The organism is Chamaesiphon polymorphus CCALA 037, from assembly GCF_003003845.1.
Classification (GTDB): domain Bacteria; phylum Cyanobacteriota; class Cyanobacteriia; order Cyanobacteriales; family Chamaesiphonaceae; genus Chamaesiphon; species Chamaesiphon polymorphus.
In genome coordinates this window covers 1-20,423 of the sequence record NZ_PVWO01000011.1, presented here as the reverse complement: position 1 = coordinate 20,423, position 20,423 = coordinate 1, and the positions used below count along the sequence as shown (strand labels likewise).

Below are 20,423 nucleotides of genomic sequence, written 5' to 3'. Positions count from 1 at the left end.
TTTAATTAGGATTGCTATAACTCATCCGAGCGTCCTTCATAAGATGGGGATTTTTGTTTCCAATAAAAGAACGCCACTGACAGCCAAAACAACACCGCTAGCAATCCATCCGAAACCAAGCTTGCCCACGCTGCACCATGCCAGGAATATAACGGAATCAACCACAGGTTGAGTGCAACATTAGATACAGCAATACTGGTTTCTACACCGCTGCGCCAACTTTGAAAGCCAGAACCGCTGAGGATATCGCCACCTAAATGTTGCATGGCTCTAAATAGGGGAATTGGCGACAACCACCGTAATGCTTCTACTACGGGGATGTATTCATCTCCTAAGACCATCGGGACGACAGGCGAAAGTACGAGCATCCCCAGCCCTGCTAGCAGGCTATAAGAGCCACTAATAACGACTAGTGGTTTGGCAAAAGCTAATGCCGCACCGACTCCATCTCTGCCTTTGCGGAAAAAATCGGCATAGGCGGCACCACAAATCGAAATTACCGGAATAAAAGCCACATCGATCAACCGATAAGCAGCAGCATAGATCCCGGTAGCCGATAGCGTCGATAGGCGCGCCAGCATGGTTTTGTCGATATCGCTATAAATGGTGTAGGCCGAATTACTAATTGAAAAGGAGATGCCTTCGGTCAGCTCGGATTTGATGCGAGCTAATTCTAATGTTGGTGGCCCCAACCACCGCTGAACTAGAATGGCTGCCAGTATTGCTGAAAGTATAGTGCTAGCTGAGTATAATCCCACCCACTCCAAGCCTGTGGGATTGGGAAAATACTTCAATAGTGCGATCGCGGCTAGCACCTTAGTAAACATGACAAAGATGCCGATTTGTGCGGATACATTCAAGCGATCGATTGCTTGAAATGCTCTGCCTGCGATATTGGTAATACTGCCAAAAATCAAATCGCTCACCGCTACTAATAAGATCGCTAGTGTTGAGATCGATCGAGGTAACAAAAAGGGAGCCAGTAATACTAATAAAGCAATAAATCCTACTCCCGTCCCCAAAGTTACTACCAAAGAATTACCCCAGTAGGCCGCAAATAAACTGCGATTTTTGGCGACATTTTTGAGCAGCAAAATTTCCATACCCAATCCGACAAAAGGCGAGACGATCGCCATTAGTGCGGTGATACTTATAAATTCGCCATATTTCGCCGCGCCCAATGTCCGAGCGATAACTATAAAGTAAGCGGCTTGCAAGACTAAACTTAGTCCTCTCCCTACGAGCAGCCACACCACACCCTTGACGAGGGGCTTTTGCATGAGCCGATCGAGATAATTTTGAATCGCCTGTAAATACCGCATTATGACTTCTGGATAGACATTTCGTCTGTTTTTGAGCTATTTATTGCTAATGAGAATGAAATAGTAATGTACAGCAACCAAAATATATCATTACGCGCTACTAGAGAGCTTTCCGTCAAATTACCTAACATTAAGTACGTCAAATATAACAACCCCCAAAAACTCGCCCAATATTTATCTACTCGAATATATTTTAAGCCTCTGAGCGATGTCTGCAAAAATCCGAGCAAAAAGATAATTAAGCCCACCAATCCAAAATCTAACCACAAATCTAAAAATCCATTGTGAGAGTTTGGTGACGTCCACCTCGCGGCATACCACACATAAGCTCCAGGACTATCCCAATCATTCCAAAAGGCACTATATCCATAACCCAGCCAGGGCTGCTTCCATATCATTTCCATAATAAAAGGCCACATTTCCGTCCGACCTGTCAATGTCGGATCTTTACCGATCGAACCCAATAACATTGCGGAGTTTTCATTCAGCCACAATGATAAACCCCCACCCACAATCACGGTGGCAATTATCGTTGGTATCATAAAATGATATCGCCATCGCAAAGTATTGTAGAGCGGGATCGTACCGATCGCTGTCAGGAAATTAATCATCGCTGACGAAGATTTCGATAGAAATAACAGACAAAATGATAAGCCCAGTCCCACTAAAGGATACCAGCGTTTTTGTTTGGTATCCAGCGATAGCAGTACGAAAACTATCCCACTCAGTCCCATAATTTTACCCAACACATTTTTGTGGACATAGATGCCTCGCCAAGCTCCTGCATGAATGCCAGAGGCCATCGTGCCATAGTAAGGAATAATTATCGCTAGCAGAAAACTCATCACGACAATTATTCCAAAACTCCATCCTAATAGTTTGATTTGTTCTCGGATACTGAATCGCGAAGCCACGTACAATCCAAATAAACTGGTACCAGCTAAAGCGATACTTCTTGGTCGAGTCAATTGGGGATTGAAAGACCAAAACACCGAAATTAATGCAATTACCATGAGCAACCAGATCGTGGGTTCTTTACTCAATGTGTAAGTTGCTTTTCTCCAGCGAATAATCAACAGAAATAAAGAAATCAGGTAATTGATAAAAAATATAGTTTGTGGTAGCGTATAGTCGATCGACACCACTGTTTCTTCGTCAATTCCTTGTCCGGCACCGCCCGAAAGAATTAATGGAAGCGGCCCTGAAGAGTAAAATATCAGTGATAAAATCACAAACCATCGTTCGGCAATCTGGAGATATTTATTCATGAGAATGTAATTCATCTCCTTCTTTACTACTGCCTACCGATATTTCGTTCAAGTAATCCTCTATTTTTTCTGCTACCGATTTGACAATCGGCTCTCTCATAATACTATAGTGAGATCCATCGATATTATAAACTTCCAGATTGCCATTGACTAGATCGCCCCAACCCAGATCGGGAGACAAATAATAATCTAATATCTGCATTTTACACCTAAATAAGGTTAGCTTCCCGTTATACGGTCTAGCAGTATACTCCCGATCTGCTGCAAAATTATTATCGATTAGCTGGAGTAATTCGCTTGAAGGTTGTGCATCTTCGGGGAAAGTCCTCAACAAGAATTCGCGATAATCGACATTATTAAAGCGATAGTCTATGCGATCTTTAATGTATTGAAATTTACCGCGACTGTCTAATTCACCTAAATAACTCAAATGAATTTGAATAGATTTTAGAAATGATGGGCGCACTTTTTGAAGAGTGGGAGCATTGCAATCGACGATCGCGAGTAAATCTACTTGTTTGCCCATTTGTGATAGTTGCCGAGCTGCCTCATAAGCCAACAAGCCGCCAAAAGAATAACCGATCGTTAAATAAGGCCCCTGTGGTTGAACGGTTAAGATCTCTTGAATATAGTGGCTGGCCATTTCCTCGATACTTTTTAATAATGGTTGCTTGCCATCTAGACCTTGACATTGCAAACCATAAATCGGGCGATCTTTGCCTAAATAATCGGCTAAGGGGTAATATTCCATCACGTTACCGCCGATCGGGTGAAAACAGAAGATTGGTGTTTTGGAGCCGTGCGGTTGAATCGCAACTAATGACGACCAGGGTGCGACCCATTCTGTTTGGCGCAATACCTTGGCTAGTAATTCGATCGTCTGGGCTTGGAACAGAGTTGCTAACGGTAAATTTTGACCCCAAATCTTTTCGACTTCGGCAAATAACCTTACGGCCATCAGCGAGTGACCGCCTAGTTCAAAGAAGTTATCTCTAATCCCGATCGACTGGACGTCTAAAACCCGTTCCCAAATTTCGGCTAGTTGTAGTTCGATCTCATCGCGAGGAAAGACTCTGAGCGCAGCGGAGACATCTAGCATGGATTCTGGCAGCGGTAAGGCGCGACGATCGACTTTGCCATTAGCCGTTAATGGTAAAGCATCGATCGTCACAAATGCCGATGGCACCAAATACTCTGGCAATCTAGAGAGCAGAAACGATCGCCAGTCTTCAGTAGCTGGTGGCGCGCTCTCGGTAACTATATAAGCAACTAAACGCTTATCTCCCGGACGATCTTCGCGATCGATAGTTCGCACTTCTCGCACCTGCGGGTGCTGGCTGAGGACGGCATCGATTTCGCCCAGCTCGATCCTAAAGCCGCGAATTTTGACTTGATTGTCGATGCGTCCCAAAAATTCAATCTCACCCTCTGGCAAGTACCGGACTAAATCGCCCGTCCGATAGAGTTTTCCCGATCCAAAAGGATTGGCAATAAATTTTTCGGCAGTTAAATCGGGTCGATTGAGATAGCCCAGTGCCAAGCCATCGCCGCCGATATACAGTTCGCCAGGAACGCCGATCGGCACTGGTTGACGATCGGGATCGAGAATGTAAACTTGGGTATTAGCGATCGGTCGCCCGATCGGAATGGAATTCAATCCATTTAGACTGGTAATTGGATAGCAGCAGGTAAAAGTAGTATTCTCAGTCGGCCCGTAACCGTTAATTAACTGACAATTTGGCAGCGTCGATCGCACTTTTTGGACGTGGGAGACGGATAACACGTCACCACCAGCAATCAGTTGACGCAAGGGGCGCAGATCTTCGATCCGCTCGTCCACCATCAAATGAAACAGCCCTGCCGTCAGCCACAAGCTAGTAATTTGATGTCGATCGATAATTTGTCCTAATTCGCCCAGAGAGGGCTTCTCGCCCGGAAATAGGACGAGTTTGCCACCATTGAGCAAGCTGCCCCAAATCTCCAAGGTAGAGGCATCGAAGGCGATCGGTGCGAGTTGGAGCCAGACTTGGGTATTGTTAAAATCGAGATAATTTGTATCCTTAACTAGGCGAATTACGCCGCGATACGGGACGCAGACGCCTTTGGGCTGTCCCGTCGAGCCAGATGTATACATCACATAGGCGAGATCGTCAGATTTGGCCGACTGCTGGGGATTGGCAGAGCTAGCAGTAGCTATTTCATCCCAGTCGCGATCGAGACAAATCGTTTTTCCCAGATGCTCCGGCAATCTAGCGATCGAGGTTTGGTTAGTTAGTAAGACCGATACTGTGGCATCCGCTAGCATGAACGCCAGCCTTTCGGGTGGGTAGCTCAAATCGAGCGGTAAATAGGCTCCACCCGCCTTGAGAACGCCCAAAATTGCCACGATCGTCTCGATCGATCGATCGAGGGCGATGCCCACTAGCTCGCCCGATTTGACGCCGCTGGCGATTAAGTAGTTAGCCAATCGATTGGCGCGATCGTTTAACTGGCGATAGGTAAGTTGTCGTTCCTCGAAGATTAGAGCAATAGCATCGCCAGAAATCTCCACTTGCCGCTCGAATAGCTCAGGAATAGATCGATCGTGGGGATAATTAGTCTCGGTTTGATTCCACTCGACTAATAATCGATCGGTTTGAGCCGCACTCAGCAGCGATAATTCGCGCAGCGGTCGTTCGGCATCGGCGACAATTTGCGCGAGCAGATTTTCAAATTCTTGGAGCCGATTCTGAATAGTTGCAGCACTAAATAAGTGAGTATTGTATTGACACTCCAGCGTGACATGACCTTGAGGAGTCGTTACTGCATTCAGAAAAAACTCAAAGGTGGCAAACGAGCTGCGATTGAAGCTAATTTCTCTAGTCAATCCGTCAAACGCATCGCGATCGTCTTCGGAATTGAGGTCGATATTAAACACCGCCGCAACTAGCGGAATGCGACTGGCATCGCGGGGGATGGGTAGTTTTTGTAATAAACTCCCAAAGGTAAAATTTTGATGCTCGTAATCGTCGAGAATCGCACTATTTCGCGATCGAAGATACCTACTAAAATTGCTTTCGGGAGCAATCCTACTCCGCAATGGTAAAAAATTAACGCAATGCCCGACTAAATTATATTTCCCCGCAGCAATTTGGCCGGATGTCGGCACGCCTACTGTCAAATCTGTTTGTCCGGTGAGTTTAAATAAAAATATTTCATACGCTGCCAAGAGGGTAGTCATTAGGCTACAGCTATTTTTGACACCCAATTTTTCGATTCGATCGACTAAACTAGCTGGCAAAGTATAATACTCGCAACCAGAATTAAATGTTCTGAGCGGCGGACGGGGATAATCTGTCGGCAGCTCTAAAATCGGTGGTAAATCTGCAAATCGATCGAGCCAATATGCTTCGATCTCGATCGATTCTGGGGAGCCAAGATCGTCCCGTTCGGCAAAAGCATAGTCGCTAAAATACTCCGGTTGTCCGATTGCTGGCTCGATTCCGCGCTTGAGAGCCGTATAAAACTTGGCTAAATCTGCGGCAATAACTCCCATCGACCAGCCATCGCAAACAATGTGATGAATGGTAAAAATTAATAAATGCTCGCGATCGGTCAATCTCAGAATTGTCGTGCGAAATAGTGGGCCGTGTCGCAGATCGAATGGTTCGCTCACAGATAACTGTTGCTGGCGATCGATCTCGGCCTTTCTTGCGCTTTCAGTTAAATTTGTTAAATCTATTATTGGCGACTGAAACTCGATGGCTTTGGCGATCGAGATTGTCATGCCATCGCCGCTAAAAGTCGTCCTTAATGATTCGTGGCGGTTGACTAATTGTTCGATCGCCCCTTGCAGGGCATCGAGATCGAGCTGACCTGTCAATCTCAGTGATTGAGATAACATACAAGCCAAATTGGCTTCTTTACTCAATTGGACGCCCAGCCAAATCTCTTTCTGAGATTCGGTAGCGGGAGCCGTCAGCAATATTTCGCCGTCTTCAAATGGATCGAAATCAACTGCTAATAAATTTGACTCCGCAGTTGGTTCGATCGCCATACTTGAAGGCAATGTCGTCAATAATAGTTCGAGTTCGGAAACTTGCGAGTCTTCAATATTAGTAGTGGGTTCTGAGAGACAATCCATCATAAAGAAACGGTTTTAAATTAAAGATAGATACGTTTTATAAAAGATTTATTAAGTTTCGACTTATTTAGAGCTTAGTTATCGATCGCTAAAGAGTTTTTTAACCGCAGAGGCGCAGAGGGCGCAGAGAGAGAAAGAAAGAAAGAAGATAATCGGCTCTCCCAATCTTTTGGATTAAATAGCATTACCCATTACCCATTACCCCTTACTCATTACTCATTACCCATTACCCCTTACCCATTACCCATTACCCATTACCCATTACGCTGCACCGATCTGTAAATATTTACCATTTTGTTGCGGATCGGTGACGAACCAAGCTGGATTTCCGTTGCGATCTTTACCCAATTTGGCACCGGGTTGGGGTGGCAAATTGCTGTTAATCGCGATCGCGCGCTCGGAACTAGATAAAAATCCCAACGATTGGAGTTCGGCGATACATATTTGGAATGCCCAAATTATAGTTTCGATCTCCTCGTCGCTATGGGCGAGTGTTAAAAAGCAAGGTCGATTTTCCCAGATATGAATCCCCTTTTCGCGTAATAGATAAAATAGCAACCCGCCATAATTTTCGGTCGAGTCGAAGATTAGATAAAACAACGAACTAAAATGTTCGATTTTAATCCGCGCGCCCACTAATTCAAAATGTGCGGTGAGTCGATCGACTATTTGTTGAGTTTTAGTATTTAAAGATTGCTGAAGTTTGGCACCGCCTGCTTCGAGTTGGTTTAAAGTGGCTTCGACGGCGGCTAATGCGAGGGGATGGCGGACGAAGGTGCCTGCAAAGAAGGTGACGCCGATTTCGGGAATCGATCGATCGCCAAATTGCCAGAAGCCACCATCTAAGGCATCCATATATTTGGAATTGCCAGTTAAAATCCCGATCGGCATTCCGCCGCCGACGACTTTACCATAGGTGGCAATATCGGCTTTGACGCCAAAGTGTTCTTGAGCACCGCCAGGAGCGACTCGGAATCCGGTAATTACCTCATCGATAATTAAGGCGATTTCCGATCGTGCTGTGAGCGATCGCAGTTCGTGGAGGAAGGCTTGGGGTTGGAGTTGAGGATGGCGACTTTGAACTGGTTCGACAACTACTGCCGCCAATCGATCGGCATATTCGGCGATGATTTCTAGTGACTTGGGGCTGTCGTAATCTAACACTAAGATATTTTCTAATGCCGAAGCCATCACCCCAGGTGCTGAGGGGAAGGTTTTGAGATTGGGGCCAGCGCGGAATAAGACTTCATCGAATGTGCCATGATAGGAGCCGGAGAAGATCGCGACGAGATCTTTGCCCGTCACCGTGCGCGCGATCCGCAATGCTGCCATCACCGCTTCGGAACCAGTATTGCAAAAAGCGACTCGCTCCATTCCGGTAAATTGAGCGATCTTGGCAGCAACTTTCCCGGCTAGTGGCGTTTGGGGGCCGATCGCCATGCCTTTGTCGAGCTGTGCTTTAATGGCATTAGTGATAAAATCTGGCGACCAACCGAAGAAATTTAGCCCGAAACCGTTGGTCAGATCGATGTATTCGTTACCATCTTCATCCCACAAGCGCGAGCCTTGAGCGCGATCGGTGACGATCGGATAAACCATTTCTTTGAGCAACGGCGAAAATCCCGATACGGTGCGCGGATCTGCTAAATAACGGCGATGTGCTTGGGCTTGTCGCTTAGATTCTTTAGTTTTAGCAACATAGCGATCGATAATTCCGGCTAGTGCCGTTTGTTGTTGGGGCGAGAGGCTAGTATCGATCTTTTTACTAATTTTCGCACCGGGCGATGGGCCAGCGGCGGCGAGGGTTGGGGGATTTGGAGCAGGTGAGGGCGGAACTTTGCCGTTAGTATGCGCGCCATTACCATTACCATTGCTGTTTGATGATGGCGAAATTGTTACTGGAGTCGCTGGTTCGATCGATTCCACGATCGTGCTAGTAACTAATGGTGCCGAAGCTTGCAGCATGGAAGTAGCCGCATTTCCCCCCAGCAATTCTAATTGCCGTGCCATGATTTGGAGTTGCTGCTGCACCACTGCGGCGATCGCCGCTTGGCTGGAGTCGGCAGTCGCATTCAGTGGGGCGACGATGGTAGTCGTAGGTGTAAAGGCGACCGCAGGTGTGGGTGTAGGAGCGGGCGCAATCGGGCTAGAAACGACCGAAGTTGGCGGCGCGAGGTCGGGCGTGGTAGCGGCACTAACTGGGGCGGGGAAAGCATCTGGAGGCAACTGGAGATCGATCGAGCGGGCTAGGGTCGCCAGCGTCGAGCAGTCTTCTAATAATTGCCGAAAAGTTACTTTAACTTGGAATTTTTTCTTGAGACTCAGAGCCACCTGAGTCAAAGACAGCGAATCTAAACCTAGCTCTAAGAATGTCACCTGCCGATCGTCGGTACCGATCTCTACCCCAGTGGTATCTTTAAAGACTGCGGCGATCGTCGGCAGCAGCCGCACGTCACGCGGTTCGGGAATGAGTGAGAGCAGTTGCGCTGTTGGCATAGGGGCGTTATTGAGAAGATCTGCGGGTTGAATAATGGGCTGGGCACTAACTGGCAGAACGGGAGTGCGAGCGTGAGGTGGCGGATCGATCCAGTATTTCTGGCGATCGAGTGGATAGGTGGGCAATGGTACGCGCTGGCGAGTTTCCTGGCAATAAAATTGCGACCAATCGATCTGAACTCCAGCCAACCACAGTTGGCCGATGGCGGGGAGGATATTTTGCCAGTCGGCGCAATCTGCGGATGTATTTCCCAATGAGGCGATCGCGATTTGGTGTTGACGATCGGTTATCTGCTGTCTGGCTAGCACTGTCAGCGTTTGGCGTGGCCCGACTTCCAATAAAACATAACTTTGCTGTTGTTGCCACAGTTTGCGGACACCTTCAGCAAATTGGACGGGTTGGCGTAAGTGATTTGCCCAATATTGCGGATCGATTGCTTGCTTGGCGGTAATCCAGTCGCCAGTAACGCACGAAATAAAGGGCATTTGCGGCGGCGACAGCCGGATTGCGGCTACCAGCTCGGCGAAGGGTACGACGATCGATTCCATCATCGGCGAATGGAAGGCATGAGACGTATGTAGCAGTTTACAAACTATTTCTTGTGCTTCGAGTTCTTGCTGCAAGCGTTCGATCGCAGGCGTGGAGCCAGAGACGACACAGATATTCGGCCCATTAATTGCGGCGATCGCGATGTCTGCGGGTAGTCTTGGCTCAATTTCGGCGGCTGGCAAGCGCACCGAGAGCATCGATCCGGCGGGTAACTCCCACATCAATTTACCCCGCATTGCCACGAGTTCGAGCACGTCAGCCAGGGAAAAGACGCCAGCCAAGCAAGCCGCGACAAATTCGCCGATACTATGTCCGATTGCCGCTGCTGGCTTAACTCCCCAGCTCTGCCACAATTGCGCCAATGCGTATTCGATCGCGAATAAGGCGGGTTGAGTGTAGCGAGTTTGACCCAATAATTCAGTACTCGCGGCGAGCTGTGCCGCGCTTGGATACAGGATTTGGCGCAGATCCACACCCAAAATCGGCTCTAAAATCTCCGCACAAGTATCGATCGCTTGCCGAAATACTGGTTCGCGATCGTACAAATCTGCGCCCATTTGCACGTATTGCGTACCTTGTCCGGAAAATAAAAATACTACTTCAGGAGTGATGGTACTGTGACGAGTAGCGATCGCGGGTGGCGATACGATCGCCAGATCTGCCCCAGGTTGGCAGACGAAGAATCGCCGATGAGCGTATGTTTTGCGTCCTTGTTGGAGGGTAAAGGCAACATCGGCCAAATTGAGGTCTGGATGTTGTTGTAAATGTTGCTGGAGATTGCTGGTGGCGCGCTCTAGTGCGGTTTCAGTTTTGGCGGAGAGTAAGAGTAGCTGATACGGACGAGAAGGACTAGATTGCGGCTGTTGGGGCGGTTCTTCTAGGATGACGTGGGCATTGGTACCGCCGCCGCCAAAGGAACTGACCCCCGCACGACGCGGCGTATCGCCCTGAGAGTGCCAGTCAACTAATTTGTCGTTGACATAAAAGGGACTATTGGCAAAATCGATGTGCGGATTTGGCCTGTCGTAATTAATGCTGGGTGGGATTTGGCGGTGGTAAAGTGCCAGGACTGTTTTGATAAATCCGGCGACGCCAGCGGCGGCGGTGAGGTGACCCAAATTACTCTTGATCGAACCGATACCACAAAATTGCTTGGCTGGAGTATTCGTCCGAAATGCTTGGGTGAGAGCTTCGACTTCGATCGGATCGCCTAGAGCTGTCGCCGTACCGTGCGCTTCGATATAAGAAATCGTCTCTGGGTGGACGCCTGCGGCTTGTTGGGCTTGGAGAATGGCTCCCATCTGACCGCTGATGCTCGGTGCCATAAAACTGACCTTATCGGCACCATCATTATTCATGCCCACGCCTTTGATGACGGTATAAATTCGATCGCCATCCGCGATCGCCTCATCCAACCGTTTGAGGACGACAATCCCCGCCCCATTATTAAACAATGTCCCCTGCGCATTGGCATCGAACGGACGACAATGACCATCGGGCGTAAAAATACTGCCCTCTTCATGTAAATAGCCTTGATTTTGAGGCGTAGTAATTGCCACGCCGCCAGCCAAAGCCAGATCGCACTGACCGTTCAATAACCCCTGATAAGCTTGAATAATCGCTACCAATGAGGTGGAACAGGCGGTACTAATATTGATACTAGGGCCTTGGAGATTTAATTTATATGAAGTGCGGGTAGTCAAATAATCGCGATCGTTAACTAGATGCGTTTGGAATTCGCCAAACCGATCGAGAATCTCCCGCTGGCAACTTAAATGCTTTTCAAAATAAGTATTGTCTGCTGCACCAGCGTATACGCCGATTTTATTATCCGCAACTGCCGGATACCCCACCGTTTCTAGGGCTGCTGAGGCTAGTTCCAGAAAAATCCGCGCTTGCGGATCCATCATTTCGGCTTCTCTAGCACCGATCCCAAAGAAGCTAGCATCGAATAATTCGGCTCCAGCGAGGACGCCTTTGGCGCGCACGTAATTCGGATCGGCGATCGCGGCTGGATCGATACTCGGATCGAGTTCATCTGCCTCAAACCAGGTGACTGATTCCTTGCCAGCGCACAAATTTTCCCATAATTCGGCGATACTATCGGCACCAGGAAATCTACCCACCATGCCGATGACGGCGACACTATTAGTTGTCACGGGAGTTGCGCTCGGCTCTTTAGCAACGAATTGAGTCGGTGGCGCGGCAATCTCGGTGGCGAGATAATCCGCCATCGATCGAATCGTCGGATACTGGTAGAGTTTGACGACAGATACTTTGAAATCGCACCGCGATCTCATCCGCTCGATCGCTTTGATTCCTAGTAAGGAATTGCCACCCAGATCGAAAAAGTTATCCTCAACCCCGACGGATTCGAGTCGGAGAATTTCTTGCCAAATTTCGGTCAAGATCGCCTCAGTAGCCGTGCGCGCGGCGACAAAGCTCTGCCGCGCGCCGAGATTAGCTGCCGTGGGTGCGGGTAATGCCTTGCGATCGATTTTACCATTGGGCGTTAAGGGCATTGCCGCCAAGCTGACGCAGGTAGCGGGCACCATATAATCGGGTAACTGTTGCTTGAGACTGGCTCTGAGTTCGGCAATATCGATCGACTGGGTACCCGCAGGCACCACATAAGCCACCAACCGCACATCGCCAGGTTCGTCTTCGCGGACGATAACTACCGCTTCGCGCACTCGCTCGTTTTGAGTAATGGCGGCTTCAATTTCGCCCAATTCGATCCGAAACCCCCGAATCTTGACCTGATTATCGATCCGTCCCAAATACTCGATATCACCATTGGGCAAATACCGCGCCAAATCCCCAGTTCGATATAATTTCCCCGTACCTTCCACATTTAGCGAATTGGCAATAAAACGCTCGGCGGTGAGTTCGGGACGATTTAAATAACCTCGGGCGACACCAGCTCCACCGATATACATTTCACCAGCTACCCCAATCGCTACTGGCTGACGATCGGCATCCAGGATGTATAATTCCAAATCGGGAATCGGACAACCGATAACGCTCCCGCTAGTCAAGTCCTCCAGCGCGATCGGGCGATAGGTGACATGTACGGTGGTTTCGGTAATCCCGTACATATTCACTAGCTGCGGCACTTTGTCCCCATACTTGGCAAACCACGGCTTCAAGCTCTGAAGATCGAGTGCTTCGCCGCCAAAAATGACCGATCGCAAGCTCAGTTCCAGATTAGCTGGCGCATCAGTCGCTACCCGCAGCAATTGCCGGAACGCCGAAGGCGTCTGATTGAGAATGGTGATTCGTTCTCGCGCTAATAACTCGTAAAATTCTTGCGGCGATCTACTCACCTCAAATGGCACGACTACCAACTTGCCGCCGTAGATTAAAGCTCCCCACAACTCCCAAACAGAAAAGTCAAAAGCATAAGAATGGAACATCGTCCAGACATCCAGATTGTCAAACTGGTACCAGTCCTGAGTTGCCGCAAACAAGCGTCCGACATTGGCATGAGTTACCATCACGCCTTTGGGTTTACCTGTCGAGCCAGAGGTGTAAATAATATAAATAAGATGATCTGGCGTTACTGGGATGCTGGGGTTCGGCTGAGTGTCTGCCGTGGCTGCTGGCTGCAACCCATCCAAACACACCAACGCGCCCGAATAGTCGCTAAAAGATCCGGCTAAATCTGTCGTCGTCACCAAGACTGGGACTTGGGAATCTGCCAACATATATGCCAATCGTTCGGCAGGGTAAGCTGGATCCAGCGGTACATAGGCACCGCCAGCTTTGAGAATCCCCAAAATCCCGACGATCGTCTCTAGCGATCGCGCGACACTCAAACCGACTAGTACTTCTGGCTCGACTTTGAGGGCGATCAGTTGGTGCGCCAATCGATTGGCGCGATCGTTCAACGCTCGATAGGTAAGTTGCCGATCGTTAAATACCACCGCAACTGCATCTGGCGTGCGTTCGACTTGCTCCTCAAATAGGTGATGGAGGCATTTCGATTGGGGATATGCCCGAACCAGACGATCTTGCAGCAACCGCGATAGATCGTCAGATGATGGCGCGATTGTCAACTGCTTGCGCCAGTCAGCTAGTGAAGTTTGAGGGGCTAATTGTAAATATAAAGCCTCAGTTGCGGCTTCATAAGCCTCACGATCGATCGATATTACCTGCGGATCGTAGCTCAAAATTAGTTGGAGCTTTTCTAGTGCTTCATTGGCCGCATGTTTCGATCCATCGCGCTCACCAGCCTGCGCCGATCTGATGATTTCGTACAAAATGCGATCGCCATAAAATTTTATCCACGCAGTGCGTCCGCATTCGTAAGCAGTTTTTAGCTCCGGTGCCGATTCCTGCTGTTGCTGAACATAATTCAATTCCAAGCTATGGGTATCTATCGTTTGCCGCAACATTTTGGCGGATTTACTCGACTCGTTGCCGCCGTGATAGCGATATTCGGATACCACCCGATCGTGAAAGAAAATCGGGTACTGCCGTGCGATGCTCAGGAATAAATTCATGTCTTCCTGCTGGGGTGCGAATCTCCCCACAGACTCGATCGCTTCGCGCCGACAGATCGCCGTAGCGCACTGGATATTGTGTCGAGCTGCTAAAATCGTCGCATAACTGGCGATCGATGGCGGCTCCTCAAAGAGTTTTTGGATGGTATACGAGCCGTCGGGATTAATCGCTTTAAATACGTATCTACCAAAAACAAAGCCAGCTTCGGGATGTGCTTGGAGACAATCGACCCCGATCTCGACTGCATCAGGGAGCAAGCAATCATCACTATCGAGAAAAATCAGCAAGCTACCGCAACTGACCTCAATCCCTTTATTCCGCGCTCCTGGCAAACCCTGGTTGGTCTGGTAAACGTACTCGACCGTAGGATAGCGATCGCACACAGCTTTGATATCGTCAGTCGAACCATCATCGACGACCACAATCTCGATCTCGCCATCTCGATAAGTTTGCGCCAAGACACTCTCGATCGCGGCTGGCAAAAATGCACTGCTATTGTAAGTGGGAATGACGATCGAGACGCTACTTGCGGTCGCTAAAGGCTGATTCATAACTTGCTAATCCCTGTCATGATTTGTCAATTTTGGTCGGTCATGTTAAAACGTCGATCGAGATCGAGATGGCGATTCGATCCATTGTCGATCGAGCCAGAGTAATGGTTCATCAACTATATCCTCTGTGTTTGCCTTCATCGAACAAAAACAGCAATTGAGCGTAATTTGGTATTTTACAATCTCCGTATTGACGGCATGGCGATCTGGCTCACCAATCTTCTCAAAACAGCAATTGGGCGTATTTTTGACTGTTGCTGCCGCTAGATCGATCGGTCTCAATTGCGCGAGTACGATCTAATTTCAATCGATCGATGAGCTTCCATTTATCCAAAATATTGCTATTCTCAAAAGAAATAGATCGGAAAACTGGTAGCTATGATAAAGCATTAGGCTATATTTGATACTCGATCGCGATATTTATTTTAGTAATAGTAACGACATTCACACCAATATCGGTTGTATCGATATTTACAAGCACTCATTTTTCCCAATCGAACTTAAATTTAATTCACATCTTACTGTCCATTTATCAAAAGCTTCTAGTTCGTAAAAATAGCGCGTTCGTAAGTGAGGGTGGCTATCTAGATCGATAGTTAAATTTACGGCTAAATAATACGCTCATAATCTAATGTATATATTTAATTTTTCTTCAGTGTCGATTAACTTTCAACAGCCAGATGACTGAATTTTGTTATCGGTAGCGGCTCCGAAGTGAGTTCCCGATACTTGCATCAAATGAAAAGAGGTAATATACTTTTTGGGATATTGTAGCCACATCTAAAGTTAAATGATTAGTGACATTGTGTCTGATTTATCATAGCGGAATCTATAAATACTCACACACAGAAAAACGAAAAATCAATATCACTCGATCTATGTGATCTCGATCGCAGGTCTTTTTATTTAAATTTATATATTACTCTCGGAGCGATCGTATGACCGATCTCAAAAAATCTGGCATCATCGGAAATCCGTTGCAAGCAGAAGATATTAGAGCGACAAACCTAGCCGTTCGGTGGCAAAATTCATCACTCGCACTTCAATCGATCGTTTTAATCGGATTGGATACGATGATGCTGTTTGCATCGTGGACGATATCCGAGCGGATTGGTACCCCAGTGGTGGGGGTACATATTGCCGATCCGATGATTCCCATTTTGGCAATTAGTATTGGCACGCTGGCAGCTTCAGGATTTTATGGAACTGATGACAAGCTGCATCGATTTTCAAAATTACTCAAATCGCTGACACTGGCGCAACTAATTGTTTTAATTGCTGCTTTTTTCTATCAGCCAGGTTTGTGGGTATCTCGATCGGTATTTTTGATTGCATGGGTGCTCAATTTTCTCTTTATTGGTGGAGCCAGATTTTTACTCGATCTCGCGATCGTCCAGATTCGCAAGCACAATCCAATTTTTCAGCAGCCAGTTGTCTTAATTGGTAATCGACAGGATATCGATACTGTCAGAAAGCTGCTCGCTCGCTCTCAACAATTTAGAATCGATAGCGTCATCGACTTATCTATCTGGGACACGCAGACTCAATTAGAGCAAATTATCCATCAGATTTGTTCTCGTCAAATTAGTGAAGTCTTTATTTGCACCCAGGACTCGATCGACAATCAAATTATTTTATTTTGGAGTTTAAAAGCAGCCGGAATTCATCTCCGGATGATTCCGACTGAAATTCAGTTGCCACAGCGAGTTGCTGAAACTAAAATGATCGAAGAGATTCCCACGAGTCGCTTTAAATCTTTACCGATTTTTGGCATTAATTTTTGGATGAAGCGAATCTTCGACATGGTTGCTTCGACTGTAATTTCGATCGTCATCTCACCAATATTATTGGCGATCGCGATCGCGATTAAGAAAACATCGCCAGGGCCGATTTTTTATCGTCAGAATCGAGTTGGATTGAAAGGCAATCACTTCAAGGTGTGGAAATTCCGAACGATGGTCGAGAATGCCAGCGAACTTCAAAAGGAACTAGAAGCTCAAAACGAAGTTAAAGGTGGGGTGCTATTTAAAATCAAGGAAGATCCTCGGATCACCAAGCTCGGTAAATTCTTGCGTAAATATAGCCTCGACGAGCTACCACAATTGATTAATGTTTTGCAAGGCCAAATGAGTTTAGTCGGCCCCCGACCCCTACCAATCCGCGACTACGAGCGTTCTCTAGAAAATATGCAAGATTTTTCTCGCAACCGTTTTCTCCGCTATGAAGTCTTACCTGGCATTACTGGCTTGTGGCAAGTTAAAGGTCGTACTAGCAGCGATTCTGATGAGATTTTTTATTGGGATATGGTTTATATTCTGCAATGGTCTTTGGCTCTGGATTTAAAAATATTACTGCAAACCATTAATGTGGTTTTATGTAAAAAGGGATCTTATTAAGTTAATTGATAATTGCGGCGCGCGCTCTGGAGGTTTCCTCCCGTTTGTGTGCGTCAAGACAAGACAGATAATTGATAACTATCTCTTACTGGTGCGATCGAGTTAGCTCGATCGCATTAATTATTTTTGGGTTTTTAGCGAAGGCAGATAAAATGTACGTATGTTAGGTTGCGAGTCGAAACCTAACAGCACCAACGTTGTGGGTACGATCGGCGATCGAGAAATTTTGAGGATTTTTGGTAGATGAACAGATTTAAATATTGGGTGCTAATTATTTTATCTGTAGCAATACTTGCCTCAATAGGGATAGATGCTATGAGGGGAAACTATCGCTGGCAACTTTTACCAGCTTTAATTTCTAGCCTGGTGGCATTAATATCATCGTTGGTGCTAATGCAGCTCAAAATCCGACGATCGTCACTAGTGTTTCTCGCGGTAGCTGGGTTGGGTGCGCTGGGCATAATTGCCTCGGCTGGATTTGCTTATTTGTATCCCCTGTTTGTCTTGCCCGTCCCTACGGGAAAATATCCTGTCGGTACGACTTCGATCGATCTTGTCGATTCATCTCGGATGGAACTATGCGATCCTCATGCCAAATCCCATCGCGAATTATTCGTGCGCGTCTGGTATCCAGCCAGCAAAACCACTGGTACGAAAGCACCCTATCTCCAGGATCCCCGGTTGTTTCCCTCGGGTAGATTCAGTCATTTAAATTCGATTAAAACCGACGCCATTGTCGATGCACCGCTGGCAACTGCGGATGCCCCTTATCCAGTCGCGATTTATAGTCCTTCTTGGAGCGGCTACAAGACAGACAATACCTTTCAGACTCAAGAGCTAGCCAGTCATGGATTTGTCGTCATTGGATTAGAACATCCTTGTGCGGTGCCGCTGGCGATTTATCCGAATGGGAGAGTCATCTACAGCACGTTACCCGCTGCCGACTACTCTTCTTCAGATGCAGCCTTGGCGAAGTTTCTGCGCGTGGCTGAGGAGCAAATCGTCCTCAGAACCAGAGATGTGAGTTTTGTTATCGATCGATTATCGCAAATCGATACTCGATTGCAGCAATTGCCAGCAACCGATACACCCCCTCGCCGCACCCTCGATCTGGCTAACATCGGCATCTTCGGACATTCATTTGGCGGTGCAGTTGCCGCTCAAGCTTGTGCTGTCGATCCGCGACTCAAAGCGGGGATGAATATGGATGGCTTGTTATTTGGCTCGGTAGCAAAACAGGGTGCCACACAACCATTCTTGTTTATGAATTCTGACTATCCGCGTCCGACAGCCGCCGAGCTTCATTCGCCAGATGGCAACAGACGCCGCTCTCAGCTCACGGATGAGTGGGGGTTCCAGCAACGAGAGCGATGGTTTCAACAGCATGGTGGTTACAATCTGACTCTATTAAATGCGGCTCACTTCAATTTTTCGGATACGCCACTCAAATCGCGCATCGATAATGGTGGTGGCAAAATCTCACCAGAGCGAGCGATGAAGATAATTAATGCCTATACTGTGGCTTTTTTCGATCGCCAATTAAAGGGCAAAGAGTCAGCATTACTCGCTGGCGTAGCCGCACAGCCCCAGCACCGAAAGTCTGGCAGTCCTTTTCCCGAAGCAATTTTTGAGAATCATTTCTCATCAAACTAGCCTATCGTCAGGGCTAGCTTGCGATATTTAGCTTGTATACCCGACTAAAATAGTCGGATATGTTTGACGGCTCGATCGAGGCATGGTATCGTTGGTTTCAACAAGTTGATGAATTGGCGATCGCCGCAACCTTCCACTATGACCCAAGCAACCTTAAACAGCACTAGAACGACTGCCGCCAAAGGACTAGCCTGCAAAGAGTGCGGCACTGAGTACGAACTCAAAGCCACCCACATTTGCGAACTTTGCTTTGGGCCATTGGAAGTTCAATACGATTACGATTACCTCCGCACCAAAGTTACTCGCGACAGCATCAAAGCTGGCCCGCACTCCATTTGGAGATACAAAGATTTCTTGCCCGTACCCGACGAGCACATTGTCGATGTCGGTACCGGAATGACTCCCTTACTCAAAGCCAATCGGTTGGCACGTCGCCTCGGCCTTAAAAATCTCTACATCAAAAATGACGCCGTAAACATGCCCACCTTGAGCTTCAAGGATCGGGTGGTATCTGTCGCACTTTCCAAAGCTAAAGAATTCGGCTTCTCGACTATTTCTTGCGCTAGTACTGGTAACTTAGCCAACTCCACCGCAGCGATCGCCGCTCATGCTGGATTGGACTGTTGTGTATTCATCCCCGCTGACTTAGAAGCAGGTAAAGTACTGGGTACGGTAATTTACGGCCCAACTGTCATGGCCGTCCAAGGTAACTACGATCAAGTCAACCGCCTGTGTTGTGAAGTTGCCAATACATACGGTTGGGGATTTGTCAACATCAACCTGCGCCCTTACTACTCCGAAGGTTCCAAAACTCTCGGTTATGAAGTTGCCGAACAATTAGGCTGGCAATTGCCAGATCACATCGTCGCGCCCTTAGCGTCTGGCTCCCTATTTAACAAGATTCACAAAGGTTTCCAAGAATTTGTCAAAGTCGGCTTGGTAGAAGATAAACCAGTTCGCTTCAGCGGCGCGCAGGCTGAAGGTTGTTCGCCGATCGCTCAAGCATACGCCGAAGGTCGCGATTTTGTCACTCCAGTTAAGCCCAACACGATCGCCAAATCGATCGCCATCGGCAACCCAGCAGACGGCATCTACGCACTCGAACTCGCACGCAAAACTAACGGTAATATCGAATCCGTTACCGATGAAGAAATCATCGAAGGCATGAAACTTCTCGCCGAAACTGAAGGTATCTTCACCGAAACTGCTGGCGGTACGACAATTGCCGTCCTCAAAAAACTCGTCGAAGCAGGTAAAATTAACCCCGATGAAACTACCGTAGTTTACATCACAGGTAACGGCCTCAAGACCCAAGAATCAGTTCAAGGCTACGTCGGCGAACCTTTCACCATCGAAGCCAAATTAGACAGCTTCGAGCGCGCCCTCGAACGCTCCCAAACACTCGATCGTCTCGATTGGCAACAAGTTTTAGTCTAGATTCTAGATTATCTTTTCAGATCGATCGACATCAAAAGTCAGGGGGAAAGGTTAACGGGGAAAGGGGAAAGGTATACTTGCTCAGTCAAATTTAACTCCCCCGCTCCCCGCGCCCCACTCC

Annotated in this window: 8 protein-coding genes; 4 read left to right on the top strand and 4 right to left on the bottom strand. The window is 47.7% G+C overall.

Annotation, left to right across the window (positions count from 1 at the left end; translation table 11 throughout):
• Positions 1-14: 14 nt before the first annotated feature.
• From C7B77_RS01795 to C7B77_RS01780, 4 genes are all read right to left on the bottom strand, one after another.
• Complete coding sequence (locus C7B77_RS01795; RefSeq protein ID WP_106299730.1) at positions 15-1,322, bottom strand: oligosaccharide flippase family protein; 1,308 nt, start codon at positions 1,320-1,322, stop codon at positions 15-17.
• The gene (locus C7B77_RS01790; protein WP_245893995.1) at positions 1,322-2,605 is read right to left on the bottom strand and encodes an O-antigen ligase family protein; all 1,284 of its coding nucleotides are present in this window, start codon (positions 2,603-2,605) and stop codon (positions 1,322-1,324) included. Before C7B77_RS01790 ends, C7B77_RS01795 begins: the two co-directional genes overlap by 1 nt.
• Positions 2,583-6,716 (bottom strand): non-ribosomal peptide synthetase, encoded by a 4,134-nt coding sequence (locus tag C7B77_RS01785; protein WP_106299728.1) that lies wholly within the window; start codon positions 6,714-6,716, stop codon positions 2,583-2,585. Before C7B77_RS01785 ends, C7B77_RS01790 begins: the two co-directional genes overlap by 23 nt.
• 258 nt (positions 6,717-6,974) lie before the next feature.
• Complete coding sequence (locus C7B77_RS01780) at positions 6,975-14,816, bottom strand: type I polyketide synthase (protein WP_106299726.1); 7,842 nt, start codon at positions 14,814-14,816, stop codon at positions 6,975-6,977.
• A 127-nt stretch (positions 14,817-14,943) separates the two neighbouring features.
• On the opposite strand from C7B77_RS01780, the gene C7B77_RS29530 reads away from it, so the two are divergent.
• From C7B77_RS29530 to thrC, 4 genes are all read left to right on the top strand, one after another.
• Positions 14,944-15,117: a hypothetical protein gene (locus C7B77_RS29530; protein ID WP_181243669.1), complete on the top strand. Its 174-nt coding sequence runs from the start codon at positions 14,944-14,946 to the stop codon at positions 15,115-15,117.
• A gap of 637 nt (positions 15,118-15,754) precedes the next feature.
• A complete protein-coding gene (locus C7B77_RS01770) occupies positions 15,755-17,212 on the top strand; it encodes a sugar transferase (protein ID WP_106299722.1) in 1,458 nt (485 codons plus the stop codon).
• A gap of 315 nt (positions 17,213-17,527) precedes the next feature.
• The gene (locus tag C7B77_RS01765) at positions 17,528-18,865 is read left to right on the top strand and encodes an alpha/beta hydrolase family protein (protein WP_181243668.1); all 1,338 of its coding nucleotides are present in this window, start codon (positions 17,528-17,530) and stop codon (positions 18,863-18,865) included.
• A 138-nt stretch (positions 18,866-19,003) separates the two neighbouring features.
• A complete protein-coding gene (gene thrC, locus C7B77_RS01760) occupies positions 19,004-20,302 on the top strand; it encodes a threonine synthase (protein ID WP_106299750.1) in 1,299 nt (432 codons plus the stop codon).
• The last annotated feature ends 121 nt before the right edge of the window (positions 20,303-20,423 follow it).

Bases quoted from the DNA above. Each gene is read 5' to 3' on its own strand.
- C7B77_RS01795 (WP_106299730.1), bottom strand. From the start codon at position 1,322: ATGCGGTATTTACAGGCGATTCAAAATTATCTCGATCGGCTCATGCAA.
- C7B77_RS01790 (WP_245893995.1), bottom strand. From the start codon at position 2,605: ATGAATTACATTCTCATGAATAAATATCTCCAGATTGCCGAACGATGG.
- C7B77_RS01785 (WP_106299728.1), bottom strand. From the start codon at position 6,716: ATGATGGATTGTCTCTCAGAACCCACTACTAATATTGAAGACTCGCAA.
- C7B77_RS01780 (WP_106299726.1), bottom strand. From the start codon at position 14,816: ATGAATCAGCCTTTAGCGACCGCAAGTAGCGTCTCGATCGTCATTCCC.
- C7B77_RS01770 (WP_106299722.1), top strand. From the start codon at position 15,755: ATGACCGATCTCAAAAAATCTGGCATCATCGGAAATCCGTTGCAAGCA.
- C7B77_RS01765 (WP_181243668.1), top strand. From the start codon at position 17,528: ATGAGGGGAAACTATCGCTGGCAACTTTTACCAGCTTTAATTTCTAGC.
- thrC (WP_106299750.1), top strand. From the start codon at position 19,004: ATGACCCAAGCAACCTTAAACAGCACTAGAACGACTGCCGCCAAAGGA.